The organism is Ochrobactrum sp. PL_is501, assembly GCF_055816895.1.
This window is the reverse complement of the sequence record NZ_JBVPGR010000029.1, coordinates 42830-58916: the sequence shown is the minus strand read 5'-3', so window position 1 is coordinate 58916 and position 16087 is coordinate 42830. Positions and strand designations below refer to the sequence as shown.

Genomic DNA, 16087 nt, shown 5'->3' with positions numbered 1-16087 from the left:
CCATACTTCTTGAGCCTGTCTTAACCTCAATATGATTATTGGGGGGTTACGCAGGAACATCAAATCTTAAGGAGCTCCGGCCCATGCGCCGTATCCAGTCGATTGCACGTAGCCCGATCGCTATTGCCCTTTTCATGTCGCTCGCCGTTGCCGGCTGTGCGTCCAAGAAGAACCTTCCGAACAATGCCGGCGATCTTGGCCTCGGTGGTGCAGGCGCAGCAACGCCCGGCTCCGCGCAGGACTTCACCGTCAATGTCGGCGACCGCATCTTCTTCGATCTCGATTCTTCGCTGATCCGCGGCGATGCGCAGCAGACGCTTTCCAAGCAGGCCCAGTGGCTGCAGCGTTATCCGCAGTACTCGATCACGATCGAAGGCCATGCCGACGAACGCGGTACGCGTGAATACAACCTCGCTCTCGGCCAGCGCCGTGCAGCCGCCACCCGCGACTTCCTCGCTTCGCGCGGCGTGCCGACCAACCGTATGCGCACCATCTCCTACGGCAACGAACGTCCGGTCGCAGTCTGCGATGCCGACTCGTGCTGGTCGCAGAACCGCCGCGCCGTCACCGTTCTCAACGGTGCGGGCAGCTAATCTGCGAACACCTGACAGTGTTACGGAAAAGCGGCTTTCGGGCCGCTTTTTTCGTGTTGGGGCGCTTGTTTGGGCGTTTTGACAAACTTTGGCCGAAGTCACCCCTGTCATAGTGAGCGTCAGGATGCCTTCGCTTTTCGCATTTTGCGGCGCAAAACCGCTTCGCACTTTTGCTGGAAATGCTCTAAAAGCGGAGCTGATCGTGCGGCAAACGCATTCAGCGTCTGTTCAGGCGCGGCACTCGATCATCCAGTTCGCATGAACCGGATGGGTGAATTTGCAGGGGCAAAGGAATGAGGAAACCAATGAGGAAAGTGACGCTGGCAATTGCCATGCTGCCGCTTTTGGCGAGTGCTCCGGCTCTGGCGGCATCTGTTTCTTCGCAAGGGGAAATTCAGCTCGCGCAGGCAGGCGCTCCCGGCGGGGATCAGTTTTCGCAGCAGGTCTGCAATCTGGCGCATCAAAATGCCCAGTCATATGCACGCATCTTGCAGCTGCGCGACAAGATGCTCAAAATCCAGCGCGACAATGAAGCTCGTTTCCAGGCATTGGAAAAGGGTCGCGGCGGCGCGCAGAAACACGTCAGCGTCGGCTCGACGGCAATTCTCGACGAAGCCATGCGGGATAATGGCAGCGGCGGCGGGCAAGGTGGCGGCTATCAAAGCCCCGGCTTGCAGCAGGAACTGGTGCGCAACCTGACCGGCAAGGTCGAGGATGTGGACGCCCAGATTTCGTTCACCGACAATCAGCTGCAAAAGACGCAGGAAGACAATGAGTTCCGGTTTGAAGAACTGGAAAAGAAGAATGGCGTTACCTCGCCGGCTTCCGGCGGTGGGTCCCAGCCCGCGCCCGTTGCGGCATCGCCGGGGGCTGATCTTTGCGCGCAGGGCATGGGCAATCCCGCCGGGATCGCCGAGGCGCTGAGTGCGCGCGCGGAAGCCATGAACTTCCAGATCCTCGAAATGCAGGATCAGATGCAGAAGATGCAGGAAGCAAACGAAAACCGCTTCCAGTTTCTGGAAACCGGCAAGCGCGCCGATACGGATGTTCAGCAGGCTGGCGGCGATACGTCGCTGGCCGCTGCCGATCCAAATCAGGGCAACAGCGGAAACCTCGATGGCGGGGTTTCCGAAGGCGCTTCGCAGACGGCCGCCAGCCAGCCTTCTGGCGCCGATTCCATGGCTATTGGTTCGAATGCGCCCGCACAGGGTGGACCGGCACGTGGCGAACCGCCGCAAACGCTGGGCTCCATCCGCTTCGACGCCAATGGCAATGTAATCGGCGAAACACTCGACGCCACGCCGCGCACGGTGCAGCCGGGCGCAGCACCGGGAACCGCCGCAGGCGGAACGGCAGCAGGCGATGCGGTTGCATCGCTTCCAACCGACGATAATCCCAATTCGCTCTATCAGGCATCTTATCAATATCTGATGTCGGGCGACTACAAGGCGGCAGAAACCGGCTTTCGCGAGCATGTGAAGCGTTATCCGGCCGATCCCATGACGGCGGAAGCCCGTTTCTGGCTCGGAGAAACCCTTTACGGTCAGGGGCGTTATCCAGAAGCCGCAACGGTTTTCATCGATACGCAACGCGACTATCCCGATTCGAAGCGTGCGCCGGAAAACATGTTCAAGCTCGGCATGACGCTGGAAAAGATGGATAATCGCGATGTTGCCTGCGCCACCTTCAGGCAGATCCCCGAGCGTTACCCCAAGGCGGCGCCCGCCATATTGAAACGCGTTGCCGACGAGCGCAGCCGCGCAAAATGCTAAAGCGGTTCTGTTGAAACACAGGCCTCGAACCGCTTTATCCATTTGGTTTTACGCATGTCTTTAACCGGTTCACCCTTTCGGGAGACATGCACTAGAGCATATCCAGATTAAGTTGAATCGTTGGAAATGCTCTATGTCTTTGTTTTTATGCATTATCCTACGCAAAACCGCTTCGCACTTTTGCTGGAAATGCTCTAATAACGGAGTTATTTCGTGGGGCTTAGCCCGGCCAATATTTCCAGATTATTCCAGCCATTTGGATTTGAGCGGGTCAAGGCCGTTATCGCCGCCGTTTCGGGCGGCAGCGATTCTCTCGGCCTGCTTTTTCTCCTTCGGGATTATCTGGCGACGCTTCAGGAACCACCCCGGCTGATCGCCGTGACGGTGGATCATCGGCTGCGTGCCGAATCGGAGGCCGAAGCCCGGAATGTCGGACGGCTCTGCCGGCAATACGGGATTGAGCACCGGGTTCTCGTCTGGGATGAGACGAAGCCCGCAAGCGGGCTTGCCGCTGCGGCGCGCACGGCGCGCTATCGGCTGCTGGTGCAGGCCGCGCATGAGGCAGGTGCGGGCATCATCGCAACCGGCCATACCGAGGACGACCAGATCGAAACTTTTCTCATGCGCAAGGAGCGCAGCGCCCATGCCGAGGCGCGGGGGCTTGCGGCGATGTCCTCACGCTCATGGCTGGAAGGCATGGGACTAGACGGCTCCATCGAACTTGACCGCCCGCTGCTTTCCGTGTCCCGCACGGCGTTGCGGGATGAATTGCGGGGCAGGGGCATCCAGTGGGTCGACGATCCCAGCAATGCGAACACACAATATGAACGGCCGCGGATTCGTCAGGGTATTGCCGCGGTGGCCGACAGGCAGGCGGTTCTCGACCAGATTGCCGAAGCTGGAGCCGCGCGCGAGCGCGACAATGCGGCGCTGATTGCCGTGCTATCCGATCCGGCCAGCCTGCGCGTCGATGCGAACGGGACCTTGCAGGTCGATCCGCCGCTTTTTGCGGCGCTTGCCGACAATGCGCGGCGGCTGTTCTCCGGATTGCTGGCGGCCATTGCCGGGGGACGCCGTTTCCTGCCGGGCGACAGCGAGCGCTCCCGCATCGAGCGGGTTCTTTCGGGAGAGGATGACCATCATCGTCTGACTGTTTTCGGCGCGCTGATCGAGCGCGGCGCGGACGGCTCGCCGCACCGGTTTCGTCGCGAAAAACGTAACCTCCCCAAGCTCCCCTTGGAGCCGGGCAAGCCGATCGTCTGGGATGGGCGCTTCCGTTTCTCGAATGAAGGCTCAATCGATTTCGAGGTCGCTGCGCCAGGACGGCAGGAGATGACCGATTTCCTCAAGGCGCGGAACATCGAGATCGAATCTCGTAAACGTGAGGCCCTGCTGGTTTCGCCAGCCATTTACAGGGATGGGGGGCTTTTTGCCTTGCCGTTCCTGCCGGATGGAAATGTTCCGCAAGACATTCATATCGAACGGCATTTTGCGATTTTCGATCACGTGTTGCCGGGACATGATTTCGACCTTGCAAGGGCCGTTGAAGCTCGTATCGGGCGCGTCTGTGCGGAAATGTCCTAGAGCTGTTCCCGATTCAACAGAATCGCCGGGAACAGCTCCAGCCTTGCTTTGACGCATTATCCCGCGCATCGAAGCGGGGTAAGAAATCAGTCCAGTGGACTGATTTCCCCGCGCAGGCGCTTCGCACTTTTGCGGGAAATGCTCTTTTTATAAACCAGAGTGCGAAGAATCGAGGATGCGGGGTCAAACGCGCCTTGGCAAGGCCATCCTTCGATCCTATGTTAGACTGCAACATCGTTCCGTGCCCGCGGAATGGCCGTGGTATCGATTGGACCCGATATGAATCCGAACTATCGCAACTTCGCCCTGTGGGCGATCATTGCTCTTCTTTTGATCGCGCTGTTCAACCTGTTCCAAAGCCCAGGTCAGCGCTCCAATTCCCGTGAAGTTTCCTATTCGCAATTTATTGACGACGTATCCAATGGTCGCGTGAAATCGGTGACGATCACCGGCCAGCGGATCACCGGTACTTTTGCCGACAATGGTTCGACCTTCCAGACCTATTCGCCGGGCGATACGGGTCTCGTCTCGCGCCTTGAAGGCAAGGACGTCGCGATCACCGCGCGCCCTGAAACTGACGGTTCCAGCTCGCTGATTGGCATTCTCCTGTCGTGGCTGCCGATGATCCTGATCCTCGGCGTGTGGATTTTCTTCATGCGCCAGATGCAGGGCGGCTCGCGCGGTGCGATGGGCTTTGGCAAGTCGAAGGCCAAGCTTTTGACCGAAGCGCATGGCCGCGTGACTTTCCAGGACGTCGCCGGCGTGGACGAAGCCAAGCAGGACCTTGAGGAAATCGTCGAATTCCTGCGCGATCCGCAGAAGTTCCAGCGTCTGGGCGGCAAGATTCCGCGCGGCGTGCTGCTCGTTGGCCCTCCCGGCACCGGTAAGACGCTTCTGGCGCGTTCCGTTGCAGGCGAAGCCAATGTGCCGTTCTTTACCATTTCCGGTTCTGACTTCGTTGAAATGTTTGTCGGTGTCGGCGCAAGCCGTGTCCGCGACATGTTCGAGCAGGCCAAGAAAAACGCGCCCTGCATCATCTTCATCGACGAAATCGATGCGGTCGGCCGTCATCGCGGCGCCGGTCTCGGCGGCGGCAATGACGAACGCGAACAGACGCTCAACCAGCTTCTGGTCGAGATGGACGGTTTTGAAGCCAACGAATCGATCATCCTGATCGCGGCGACCAACCGTCCTGACGTTCTCGATCCGGCACTTCTGCGTCCGGGCCGTTTCGACCGTCAGGTCGTTGTGCCGAACCCGGATATCGTCGGTCGCGAACAGATTCTCAAAGTGCATGTGCGCAATGTGCCGCTTGCTCCCAATGTCGATCTCAAGGTTGTCGCACGCGGCACGCCGGGCTTCTCCGGTGCCGATCTCGCCAACCTCGTCAACGAAGCTGCCCTCATGGCCGCACGCCGCAACAAGCGTCTGGTGACCATGCAGGAATTCGAGGACGCCAAGGACAAGATCATGATGGGCGCGGAACGCCGCTCCGCCATGACGCAGGAAGAAAAGGCCAATACGGCCTATCACGAGGCAGGCCACGCCATCGTTGCGCTCAACGTGCCGAAGGCCGACCCCGTGCACAAGGCAACGATCATTCCGCGCGGTCGTGCGCTCGGCATGGTGATGCAGCTTCCCGAAGGTGATCGTTATTCGGCCACCTATACCTGGATGGTGTCGCGTCTTGCCATCATGATGGGCGGTCGCGTGGCGGAAGAGCTGAAATTCGGCAAGGAAAACATCACCTCCGGTGCTTCCTCCGATATTCAGCAGGCCACCAAGCTCGCTCGTTCGATGGTGACGCAGTGGGGTTATTCCGACAAGCTTGGCCGCGTGGCCTATGGCGACAACCAGGAAGAAGTCTTCCTTGGCCATTCGGTGTCCCGCACGCAGAATATTTCGGAAGAAACCGCGCAGATCATCGATGCCGAAGTGCGCCGCCTGATCGACGAGGCCTATGCCGAGGCGACCCGCATCCTGACCAAGAAGAAGAAGGACTGGATCGCGCTTGCCGAAGGCCTGCTCGAATATGAAACGCTCTCCGGCGATGAGATCAAGGAACTGATTGCCGGCAACAAGCCATCGCGCGATCAGGGCAGCGATACGCCGTCGCGCGGTTCGGGCGTGCCGAAGGCCGGAAGTCCGCGCAAGCGCAAGGGCAGTGAGCCCGGCAGCGAACCGGGCATGGAGCCGCAGCCGCAATAAGCTGCTCAAAAGTGAACAGAGAAAGCCGGGCTTGTCCCGGCTTTCTTGTTATCCAGCTTTGTGGGGACTTGGCGCAAAGGCTCGTTAAGGATTTCGGCGCATCATATTGCACCAGCTTACGACTTTGGGTTCGGGAGCGTTGAACCTTCTGCCAAAGGCGAAATTGCATTCGTAAGGGTTTTTGCGTTAAGAACAGCGAAAATCCGCTGTCCGGTCAGCCGACAGCAATTGTTTGCCTGCAAGTTCAGGCGGCATATATATTGGAAGACATAGAGAGCGGTTCATGGCTCAGCGCAAGGCGAAACAGATGGCACGCAAATATTTTGGAACCGATGGCATTCGCGGACAGGCAAACAGCTTCCCGATGACCCCGGAAATCGCCATGAAAGTCGGCATGGCGGTTGGCCACATCTTCCGCCGCAAGGGTCACGCTTCGCGCGTGGTGATCGGCAAGGATACGCGCCGTTCGGGCTATATGCTTGAAAACGCGCTGGTGGCCGGTTTCACCGCCGCTGGCATGGATGTGTTCCTGCTCGGCCCGATCCCGACGCCTGCCGTTGCGATGCTTTGCCGCTCGCTGCGCGCCGATATCGGCGTGATGATCTCCGCGTCGCACAATCCATTCTACGATAACGGCATCAAGCTTTTCGGCCCGGATGGATACAAGCTTTCCGATGAGATCGAATTGAAGATCGAGGCAATGATCGAAGGCGATCTGACCCCATATCTCGCCAGCCATGGCGATGTCGGCCGCGCCAAGCGCGTCGATGGCGACATCTATCGCTATATCGAATTCGCCAAGCGCACGTTGCCGCGCAACATCGACCTGAACGGTTTGCGCGTCGTTGTCGATTGCGCCAATGGCGCGGGCTACAAGGTTGCCCCTGCCGCCCTGTGGGAACTGGGCGCGGAAGTCATCACCATCAACAACGAGCCGAACGGCATCAACATCAATGAGGATTGCGGTTCGACGCACCCGATCGGCCTGATGAAGAAGGTTCACGAAGTGCGCGCCGATGTCGGTATCGCGCTTGATGGCGATGCGGATCGCGTGTTGCTGGTCGATGAAAACGGCACCGTCATTGATGGCGACCAGCTGATGGCTGTGATCGCCGAAAGCTGGGCTGCTACCGACCGGCTCGAAGGCGGCGGCATCGTGGCGACCGTCATGTCCAATCTTGGACTGGAGCGTTTCCTTGCCGACCGTCACCTGACGCTGGCCCGCACCAAGGTGGGCGACCGCTATGTGGTCGAGCATATGCGCGAGCATGGCTTCAATGTCGGCGGCGAGCAGTCCGGCCATATCGTCCTGTCCGATTTTGCGACGACGGGCGACGGCCTGATTTCCGCGCTGCAAATTCTTGCCGTCGCGCAGGAGCAGGGCAGGCCGATCAGCGAAGTCTGCCGCAAGTTCGATCCGGTACCGCAGCTTTTGAAGAATGTGCGCACCGCTGGCGGCAAGCCGCTGGAAAACAAGCGCGTGAAGAGCGCGATTGATGAGGCCACCGAGCGCCTTGGCGTGCAGGGCCGTCTGGTTATCCGTCCGTCCGGCACGGAGCCGCTCATCCGCGTCATGGCGGAAGGCGACGACCGCGGTCTGGTGGAAAAGGTCGTCAACGACATCATCGACGTGATCTCGTCCGAAGGCAGCGCTGCGGCCTGATCGCCTCCAGCGCAGTTTCAGCAAAGGCGCGGGTTCTGTCCCGCGCTTTTTGTTTGGATTGCCTTTTGTATATTAGTAAATGTTAATGAATATGGTAAAAAAACAAGGTTAAGTTGTATTTAACTTTTCCCGCATAGTCTTCCCCTCAAACATCCGTACCCGCCGCTTTTGGCGGCGCGAATCTTCGATGGGGCAGACCTATGAAAAGTCTTACGAAAACTCTTTTTGCCGGTGTGGCGGCATCGGTTGCCCTCACGGTCTTGGCGCCCGTCGCGCTGGCCGCCGACATTATCGAGCCGGTTCCGGAAGTGCCGGAAGTCGTTGTCGCTCCGCCTGCCGTTGGCGGCTGGTATCTGCGCGGCGACATCGGTTATTCGTGGAATAAATTCAAAGGCGCGAACTATTCGGTTGTCGGCAGTGCATGTGACCCATGCGGCAATGAAACTGCTTTCGTCGACAAAAAGGACATCAAGGGCGGTGATCTCAAGGGTTCCTTCCTGATCGGCGGCGGTATCGGCTATCAGGTGACGGACTATTTCCGCACGGATTTCACGCTCGATTATATGACGCGCGCGAAATTCACCAGCGAGCGCGATGAAAGCCATCTGTCGGCCCTGTCGCTCCTCGCCAATGCCTATGTCGATCTCGGCAATTTCGGCGGCGTCACGCCTTATGTCGGCGCGGGTATCGGCGGCACGCGCATCAAATGGGCGGACCTTGTCGATACAACGAATGGCGGCGCCTTGCCCGGCGATGCCAACTGGCGTTTCACCTACGCCCTCATGGCGGGCGCGTCGGTCGATCTCACGCATAACCTGAAGCTGGATGCCGGTTATCGATATCGCCATGTCAATGGCGGCAAGATGTTCGACGGCAAATACGGTCTCGGCGATGGCTACGACAAGGGCATGGACATTCACGATGTGCGTGTCGGCCTGCGTTATATGTTCGGCGGCGCGGCTCCCGTCTATGCCCCGCAGCAGGTTTCTACCATCGTGGACAGTCCGGTTTACAAGTAAAAAGCAAATCCCGAAACGAACAAAGGCCCGGTTATCCGGGCCTTTGTTCGTTTAGAAATACGGTAAACATATCCCTATATTTATGTGATCTTAACCATGTTCATTCATACATGATGATACATTCATAAGCGGGGGTTTCATCATGTCCATGCAATGGCGTGCTTTCTGTTCGTCGGCTGCTTTGCTGGCCGGACTGTGCGTTGCGTCGCAGTCATTTGCCGCCGATCTCGATATGATCAGCTATGAGCCGGGCGCTGCGGCGCAACAGCCGGTAGAGGTCGGGTCGGGCTGGTATCTGCGCGGCGATATCGGCTACAACATCTCCTCCAAGGCCCGGCTTCAGGTGGAGACACCTTTCGGGAGCGCGTCCGAGAGTTTTGACCTGGACAAGAATGTCGTGCCCTCCATCGGCGTCGGCTATCAGTTCACGGATAATCTGCGCGGCGACGTGACGTTCGGCTATTCCAAACAGAGCTTCGACGACTATGACATCGATGTGCGCAGCTGGGACATGATGGCCAATGCCTATGTCGATATCGGCAATTATTACGGCTTCACGCCTTATCTGGGCGCGGGTCTCGGCTTTGCCAATGTGCGCTACTCCATCGATACGGCCTATGGCGAATACAAATCGGACGATGATTATCGTCTTGCCTGGGCGCTGATGGCGGGTGTGGGCATCGATGTGACATCCAATATCAAGCTCGATGTGGGCTATCGCTATGGGGTCATCGAGGGTGCCGATATTGCAAGTTCGGCAGTGGGTACGCTGAGCGACAAGGACATCCGGTCACATCAGTTGCGTGCTGGCGTGCGCTTCACGACCTGGTAAGACCAAGTCTCATCGAGAATTGGTCTTTCGGCCCGCCTTGCAGTTATTGTTTCGGTCTGGCGAATTTTTGGTTTTCATATACGGCCCAAATCCTTACAGGTGAACGAATGCGTCGAAAACGTGTCCTGAAAAGGGGAGGGTTATGAAAGCAATCGCTGCACTATCGGATTTCGTCGGCCGCACCTTCGCGGTCTGGGTCATTGTCTTTGCCGTTCTGGGCTTCCTGCTGCCATCCACATTCAGCATTTTTGCGCCATGGATCGTGGTCCTGCTCGGCATCATCATGTTCGGCATGGGCCTGACCATTTCCGGCAAGGATTTTGCCGAAGTCGCCAAGCGGCCTTTCGATGTCGCCATCGGCGTGCTGGCGCAGTTCATCATCATGCCGCTTCTTGCCGTGTTGCTGACGCGCATCATTCCCATGTCGCCGGAAGTGGCGGCGGGCGTGATCCTTGTCGGCTGCTGCCCCGGCGGCACGGCTTCCAACGTCATGACCTATCTGTCGAAGGGCGATGTGGCGCTGAGCGTCGCCTGCACCAGCGTCACCACGCTGCTGGCGCCGCTGGTCACGCCTTTCCTCGTCTGGTTCTTCGCCAGCCAGTATCTGCCAGTCGATGCGATGAGCATGTTCATCAGCATCGTGAAGGTGATCCTTGTGCCGCTGGCGCTGGGCTTCATTCTCCAGAAGCTGGTGCCGGGCGTGGTCAAGGCTGCGGTGCCCATGCTGCCGCTCGTCTCGGTCATCGGTATCGTTTTGATCGTCGCCGCCGTGGTCGCGGTCAACAAGGCGGCCATCGCGCAGTCCGGCCTGCTGATTTTCGCGGTCGTGGTGCTGCACAATTGCTGCGGGCTGCTGCTCGGCTATTTTGCGGCGCGTTTTGCGGGGCTGTCGCTTGCCAAGCGCAAGGCGATCAGCATTGAGGTCGGCATGCAGAACAGCGGCCTTGGCGCTGCGCTCGCCAATGCGCATTTCTCGCCGCTGGCGGCGGTGCCGAGCGCCGTTTTCAGCGTGTGGCACAATATCTCCGGCGCGCTGATTGCAAGCTACTATGCGCGCATGGAAGAAGAGCCGTCGGAAACGCAGACGGCGACACGATAACGAAATTCCACTCGCCCGGAGCAATCCGGGCGAGCTGGGTAAAAATATTCCACGAATGGCGTATTGAGGAAGAATGCGCTTTCGGCTATCCCGGTAAGTGGGCCACGTCTCCCCAACGAGACGCGTGCTATCTGAGAGGATAGAAACAACATGACGACGATTGCGAAGCCGGCAGTTCGCCCGGCTAATCCTAATTTTTCATCCGGTCCCTGTGCAAAACGTCCCGGCTGGTCGCTGAATGCGCTGGTCGATGCGGCGCTTGGCCGTTCGCACCGCGCGAAAATCGGCAAGACCAAGCTGAAAGAAGCCATCGACCTTACCCGCGAAGTGTTGCAGGTGCCTGCCGATTACCGCATCGGCATTGTTCCCGCATCCGACACCGGCGCTGTTGAAATGGCGCTGTGGTCCATGCTCGGCGCGCGCGGCGTCGATATGGTTGCCTGGGAAAGCTTCGGCGCGGGCTGGGTGACGGACGTGACCAAGCAGCTCAAGCTCGAAGATGTGCGCACCTTTGAAGCGCCCTATGGCGAGATTGTCGATTTCAGCCAAGTCGATTTCGACCGCGACGTAGTCTTCACCTGGAACGGCACCACATCGGGCGCGCGCGTCCCGAACGGCGATTTCATTCCGGCTGACCGCAAGGGCCTGACCTTCTGCGATGCGACCTCTGCTGCTTTCGCGCAGCGTCTCGATTTCGCGAAACTCGATGTCGTCACCTTCTCCTGGCAGAAGGTGCTGGGCGGCGAGGGCGCGCATGGCATCCTGATCCTGTCCCCACGTGCGGTGGAGCGGCTGGAAAGCTACAAGCCCGCCTGGCCGCTGCCGAAGATTTTCCGCATGACCAAGGGCGGCAAGCTGATCGAGGGCATTTTTGTCGGCGAAACCATCAACACGCCCTCCATGCTCTGCGTGGAAGATTATCTCGACGCGCTGAAATGGGCGAAGTCGCTCGGCGGTCTCGATGCGCTGGTTGCGCGTGCCGACGCCAATTTCGCTGTCCTGAACGGTTTCGTGGAAAGGACGCCGTGGATCGCCAATCTGGCCGTGAAGCCGGAAACGCGCTCCAACACCTCCGTCTGCCTGACGATTGTCGACCCGGAAGTCACTGCCCTGTCAGCCGACGAGCAGGCCGCTTTCGCCAAGGGCATCGTCACCGCGCTCGACAAGGAGGGCGTTGCCTATGATATCGGCGCCTATCGCGATGCCCCTTCGGGCTTGCGCATCTGGGCCGGTGCGACGGTGGAAGCTTCCGATCTGGAAGCGCTGACGCATTGGCTGGATTGGGCTTTTGCAACGCAAAAGGCTGCGCTGAAAGCTGCTGCCTGAGCATTTCATGCATGACGCCGTGGTCCGCGTTGGGGCGGCCACGGTCCGCATTCCCCCATTACAGCGCATTTCCTGAATGAGAACGGTCTGCGTCATCACAGGAAATGCATGGTTTGAAAATGTTTGAAGGAGGCCTCAATGGCACCTCGCGTTCTCGTATCCGATAAGCTTTCGCCCACCGCCGTCCAGATCTTCAAGGATCGCGGCGTGGAAGTCGATTACCTGCCCGATCTCGGCAAGGACAAGGAAAAGCTTCTCGAAGTCATCGGCGATTATGATGGTCTGGCGATCCGTTCGGCCACCAAGGTCACGGAAAAGCTGATCGCCGCCGCCAAGAAGCTCAAGGTCGTCGGCCGCGCCGGTATCGGCGTCGACAATGTGGATATTCCGGCGGCTTCGCGCCGCGGCATCATCGTCATGAACACGCCGTTCGGCAATTCGATCACCACCGCCGAACATGCCATTGCGCTGATGTTCGCTGTCGCCCGGCAATTGCCGGAGGCCGACACATCCACCCGTGCAGGCAAGTGGGAAAAGAACCGCTTCATGGGCGTGGAAATCACCGGCAAGACGCTGGGCGTCGTCGGCTGCGGCAATATCGGTTCGATTGTCGCGACCCGCGCCATCGGCCTGAAAATGCATGTGGTCGCCTTCGATCCGTTCCTGTCCGAAGCCCGCGCGCAGGAACTGGGCGTGGAAAAGGTCGAGCTGGACGAGCTGCTCGCCCGCGCCGATTTCATCACGCTGCACACGCCATTGACCGACAAGACACGGCATATCATCAACGCGGAAAATCTCGCCAAGACCAAGCCGGGCGTGCGCATCGTCAATTGCGCGCGCGGCGGCCTGATCGTGGAAAAGGATCTGGTGGCGGCGCTGAAATCCGGCCATGTCGCAGGTGCCGGTATTGACGTCTATGAAACGGAACCGGCGACCGAGAACGAACTTTTCTCGCTGCCCAATGTCGTCTGCACGCCGCATCTTGGCGCGTCGACGGCGGAAGCGCAGGAAAATGTCGCGCTTCAGGTGGCCGAACAGATGTCGGACTATCTGGTGAAGGGCGCCGTTTCCAATGCCATCAACATGCCGTCGATCACGGCGGAGGAAGCGCCGCGCCTGAAGCCGTTCGTCAAGCTTGCCGATGTGCTTGGCGCTTTCGTCGGTCAGGTCACGGACGAGCCGATCCAGGAAGTGGAAGTGCTCTTCGATGGCGCCACCGCCACCATGAACACGCGCGCATTGCTGAGTGCGGCGCTGGCCGGTCTCATCCGTCCGCAGGTTGCCGACGTCAACATGGTTTCCGCGCCGATCATGGTGAAAGAGCGCGGCATCATCGTCTCGGAAGTCAAGCGCGACAAGTCCGGCATTTTCGATGGCTATATCAAGCTGACGGTGAAGACGACGCTGCGCGAGCGCTCCATTGCAGGCACCTGCTTCTCCGATGGCAAGCCGCGCTTCATCCAGATCAAGGGAATCAATCTCGACGCCGAGGTCGGCCCGCACATGCTTTACGTCACCAACAAGGACGTTCCGGGCATGATCGGCCTGCTTGGCACGATCTGCGGCAAGCACAATATCAACATCGCAAACTTCTCGCTCGGACGCGACCACCCGGGTGGCGACGCGATTGCCATGCTCTATGTGGATGAACAGATTCCACAGGCGGCACTTGACGAACTGACGGCTCAAGAGGCAATCAAGGCGGCAACACCGCTTGAGTTCAACGTCGGAGAAGTTTGAGAACATGGTTGAAGAGATGGTACAGCCGGAATGGCGGCGCATGCACGAGCAGGATATTGCGGGCGTGACTGCGGTTGCCAATGTTGTCCATCTCGATTTCTTCGAAGATGAGGCGGTCTTCCGGGACCGCTTCAAGCTCTATCCCGCAGGCTGCTTCGTGCTGGCCCGCGAGAACGAGGTTTTGGGCTATGGCGTCAGCCACCCATGGAAGCTCGATACGGTTCCTGCTCTCAACGCCGTTCTGGGCGAACTGCCGGAAGATACCAACACCTACTACATCCACGATATCGCGCTTCTGCCCGAAGCCCGCTCCAGCGGGGCGGCGACCCGCGTCGTCGAACTGATGGCGACGCAAGCCGAACGCGACGGCTTCGTCACCATGTCTCTCGTTGCCGTCAACGGCTCGCAGGGTTTTTGGGAAAAGAAGGGCTTTGTCGTCCGCGACCTTCCGGCACTTGAAGAAAAGCTGAAAAGCTATTCGGAGGATGCGCTCTATATGGTCCGCGCCGGCTAGAGCACATCCCGAAAAGTGGGAACCGGTTTTCGGATCAGATGTGCGTTAAAAAACTCGCGGATATTCCGCTTCTGGCGGTCTGCAAATGGCCCGATTTTTCGCTTCCGGTGCTCACGTCGATTTCCTAGGCGCATAGTCTTGTCCGAAAAGTTCGCGACTTTTCGGGCTATGCTGCGCGCCGGTTCTCAAAGATCACCATTTTCGCCTCCCCAGAGACTGAATCTCTACCGACCCTAAGCGCCCTTCGTTCAAGAGGTGTTCAAAAATCGCGAATTTCTTGCACGAAAGAGTCGCGTAATCCGGTTTCAATCTGTATAGAGACGAGGGATCAGCACCCCGTTGCCCTTGATGGCGATGACCGGGCCGCTTCGATCCTTGGATTTTCAAATAGAAGCCAAGGAGTTTCTTCAATGGCAAATGTGGTTGTCGTCGGGTCGCAATGGGGCGACGAGGGCAAGGGTAAGATCGTTGACTGGCTGTCCGAACGCGCCGATGTCATCGTGCGCTACCAGGGCGGGCATAACGCAGGTCATACGCTGGTCATCGACGGCATCAGCTACAAGCTTTCGCTGCTGCCATCCGGCCTCGTGCGCGGCAAGCTCAGCGTCATCGGCAACGGCGTCGTTGTCGATCCGCATCATTTCGTCGCCGAAGTCGAGAAGCTGCGCGCGCAGGGCATCGACATCAATCCGGACGTGCTGCGCATTGCCGAAAATGCACCGCTCATCCTCTCCATCCATCGCGATCTCGACGCCATGCGCGAAGGCTCCAATTCGGGCCTCAAGATCGGCACCACCAAGCGCGGCATCGGCCCTGCCTATGAAGACAAGGTTGGCCGTCGCGCCATCCGCGTCATCGATCTGGCCGAGCCGGAAACGCTGGAGCCGAAGGTCGAACGCCTGCTTGCGCACCACAATCTGCTGCGTCGCGGCATGGGTCTTGAGGAAATCGCGGTCGAAACCATTCTGACCGAACTGACCTCGGTTGCCGATCAGATCCTGCCCTATATCGATCAGGTCTGGCGCGTGCTCGACGAACGCCGCAAGGCTGGCGACCGCATCCTGTTCGAAGGCGCGCAGGGTGCATTGCTCGACAACGACCACGGCACCTATCCGTTTGTGACCTCCTCCAACACGGTTGCCGGTCAGGCTGCCGCCGGTTCGGGCCTCGGCCCGACGGCCATCGGCTATGTGCTGGGTATCACCAAGGCCTATACGACCCGCGTCGGCGAAGGTCCGTTCCCGACCGAGCTGAACGACGAGATCGGCGAATTCCTCGGCACCAAGGGCCATGAATTCGGCGTGGTGACGGGCCGCAAGCGCCGCTGCGGCTGGTTCGACGCCGTGATCGTGCGCCAGACGGTTCGCACCTCCGGCATTACCGGCATCGCGCTGACCAAGCTCGACGTTCTCGATGGTCTCGACGAAATCAAGATCTGTGTCGCCTATGAACTCGATGGCAAGCGCATCGATTATCTGCCGTCGTCCATGGGCGCGCAGGCACGCGTGAAGCCAATCTATGAAACGCTGCCCGGCTGGTCGGAGACGACCGCAGGCGCGCGTTCGTGGAACGATCTTCCGGCGCAGGCGGTCAAATATGTCCGCCACATCGAAGAACTGATCGGCGCGCCGGTGGCGATGCTCTCCACCAGCCCGGAACGCGAGGACACCATTCTCGTCACCGATCCGTTCCACGACTGACCGGCTGTAATAGCTGATCGAAAGGTTCGGAGCAGCT

At 59.1% G+C, this 16087-nt stretch carries 12 protein-coding genes; all 12 read left to right on the top strand.

Annotated elements, in window-relative coordinates:
• Window positions 1-83 precede the first annotated feature (83 nt).
• The 12 genes from pal (at window position 84) to AC0TOF_RS04155 (ending at window position 16050) form a co-directional block, all read left to right on the top strand.
• Entirely contained in the window at window positions 84-593 is a 510-nt protein-coding gene (gene pal / locus AC0TOF_RS04210) for a peptidoglycan-associated lipoprotein Pal (RefSeq protein ID WP_122000341.1), read from the top strand.
• 293 nt (window positions 594-886) lie between these two features.
• The gene (ybgF, locus tag AC0TOF_RS04205) at window positions 887-2365 is read left to right on the top strand and encodes a tol-pal system protein YbgF (protein ID WP_473767325.1); all 1479 of its coding nucleotides are present in this window, start codon (window positions 887-889) and stop codon (window positions 2363-2365) included.
• Between the two features lie 213 nt (window positions 2366-2578).
• On the top strand, window positions 2579-3949 hold the full coding sequence (gene tilS / locus AC0TOF_RS04200) for a tRNA lysidine(34) synthetase TilS (RefSeq protein ID WP_473767324.1): 1371 nt from the start codon (window positions 2579-2581) through the stop codon (window positions 3947-3949).
• A 279-nt stretch (window positions 3950-4228) separates the two neighbouring features.
• Window positions 4229-6157, top strand: a complete 1929-nt coding sequence (gene ftsH, locus AC0TOF_RS04195) for an ATP-dependent zinc metalloprotease FtsH (RefSeq protein ID WP_122000345.1) — start codon at window positions 4229-4231, stop codon at window positions 6155-6157.
• Between the two features lie 307 nt (window positions 6158-6464).
• On the top strand, window positions 6465-7820 hold the full coding sequence (glmM, locus tag AC0TOF_RS04190) for a phosphoglucosamine mutase (RefSeq protein ID WP_473767403.1): 1356 nt from the start codon (window positions 6465-6467) through the stop codon (window positions 7818-7820).
• Between the two features lie 200 nt (window positions 7821-8020).
• Window positions 8021-8839 (top strand): outer membrane protein, encoded by an 819-nt coding sequence (locus AC0TOF_RS04185; RefSeq protein ID WP_473767323.1) that lies wholly within the window; start codon window positions 8021-8023, stop codon window positions 8837-8839.
• A 142-nt stretch (window positions 8840-8981) separates the two neighbouring features.
• Window positions 8982-9671: an outer membrane protein gene (locus AC0TOF_RS04180; RefSeq protein WP_473767322.1), complete on the top strand. Its 690-nt coding sequence runs from the start codon at window positions 8982-8984 to the stop codon at window positions 9669-9671.
• A 142-nt stretch (window positions 9672-9813) separates the two neighbouring features.
• Window positions 9814-10770 (top strand): bile acid:sodium symporter family protein, encoded by a 957-nt coding sequence (locus AC0TOF_RS04175; protein WP_473767321.1) that lies wholly within the window; start codon window positions 9814-9816, stop codon window positions 10768-10770.
• 150 nt (window positions 10771-10920) lie between these two features.
• On the top strand, window positions 10921-12096 hold the full coding sequence (locus AC0TOF_RS04170) for a phosphoserine transaminase (RefSeq protein WP_473767320.1): 1176 nt from the start codon (window positions 10921-10923) through the stop codon (window positions 12094-12096).
• Window positions 12097-12234: 138 nt separating this feature from the next.
• Window positions 12235-13836: a phosphoglycerate dehydrogenase gene (serA, locus tag AC0TOF_RS04165; protein ID WP_122000350.1), complete on the top strand. Its 1602-nt coding sequence runs from the start codon at window positions 12235-12237 to the stop codon at window positions 13834-13836.
• Between the two features lie 4 nt (window positions 13837-13840).
• The gene (locus AC0TOF_RS04160; protein ID WP_473767319.1) at window positions 13841-14350 is read left to right on the top strand and encodes a GNAT family N-acetyltransferase; all 510 of its coding nucleotides are present in this window, start codon (window positions 13841-13843) and stop codon (window positions 14348-14350) included.
• Between the two features lie 410 nt (window positions 14351-14760).
• Window positions 14761-16050, top strand: a complete 1290-nt coding sequence (locus tag AC0TOF_RS04155; RefSeq protein WP_122000353.1) for an adenylosuccinate synthase — start codon at window positions 14761-14763, stop codon at window positions 16048-16050.
• The last annotated feature ends 37 nt before the right edge of the window (window positions 16051-16087 follow it).

What these genes read in the sequence shown, in the direction of transcription:
- ftsH (WP_122000345.1), top strand. Translation starts at nt 4,229, where the DNA reads ATGAATCCGAACTATCGCAACTTCGCCCTGTGGGCGATCATTGCTCTT.
- AC0TOF_RS04155 (WP_122000353.1), top strand. Translation starts at nt 14,761, where the DNA reads ATGGCAAATGTGGTTGTCGTCGGGTCGCAATGGGGCGACGAGGGCAAG.
- AC0TOF_RS04180 (WP_473767322.1), top strand. Translation starts at nt 8,982, where the DNA reads ATGTCCATGCAATGGCGTGCTTTCTGTTCGTCGGCTGCTTTGCTGGCC.
- AC0TOF_RS04185 (WP_473767323.1), top strand. Translation starts at nt 8,021, where the DNA reads ATGAAAAGTCTTACGAAAACTCTTTTTGCCGGTGTGGCGGCATCGGTT.
- pal (WP_122000341.1), top strand. Translation starts at nt 84, where the DNA reads ATGCGCCGTATCCAGTCGATTGCACGTAGCCCGATCGCTATTGCCCTT.
- AC0TOF_RS04160 (WP_473767319.1), top strand. Translation starts at nt 13,841, where the DNA reads ATGGTTGAAGAGATGGTACAGCCGGAATGGCGGCGCATGCACGAGCAG.
- AC0TOF_RS04170 (WP_473767320.1), top strand. Translation starts at nt 10,921, where the DNA reads ATGACGACGATTGCGAAGCCGGCAGTTCGCCCGGCTAATCCTAATTTT.
- ybgF (WP_473767325.1), top strand. Translation starts at nt 887, where the DNA reads ATGAGGAAACCAATGAGGAAAGTGACGCTGGCAATTGCCATGCTGCCG.
- serA (WP_122000350.1), top strand. Translation starts at nt 12,235, where the DNA reads ATGGCACCTCGCGTTCTCGTATCCGATAAGCTTTCGCCCACCGCCGTC.
- AC0TOF_RS04175 (WP_473767321.1), top strand. Translation starts at nt 9,814, where the DNA reads ATGAAAGCAATCGCTGCACTATCGGATTTCGTCGGCCGCACCTTCGCG.
- glmM (WP_473767403.1), top strand. Translation starts at nt 6,465, where the DNA reads ATGGCACGCAAATATTTTGGAACCGATGGCATTCGCGGACAGGCAAAC.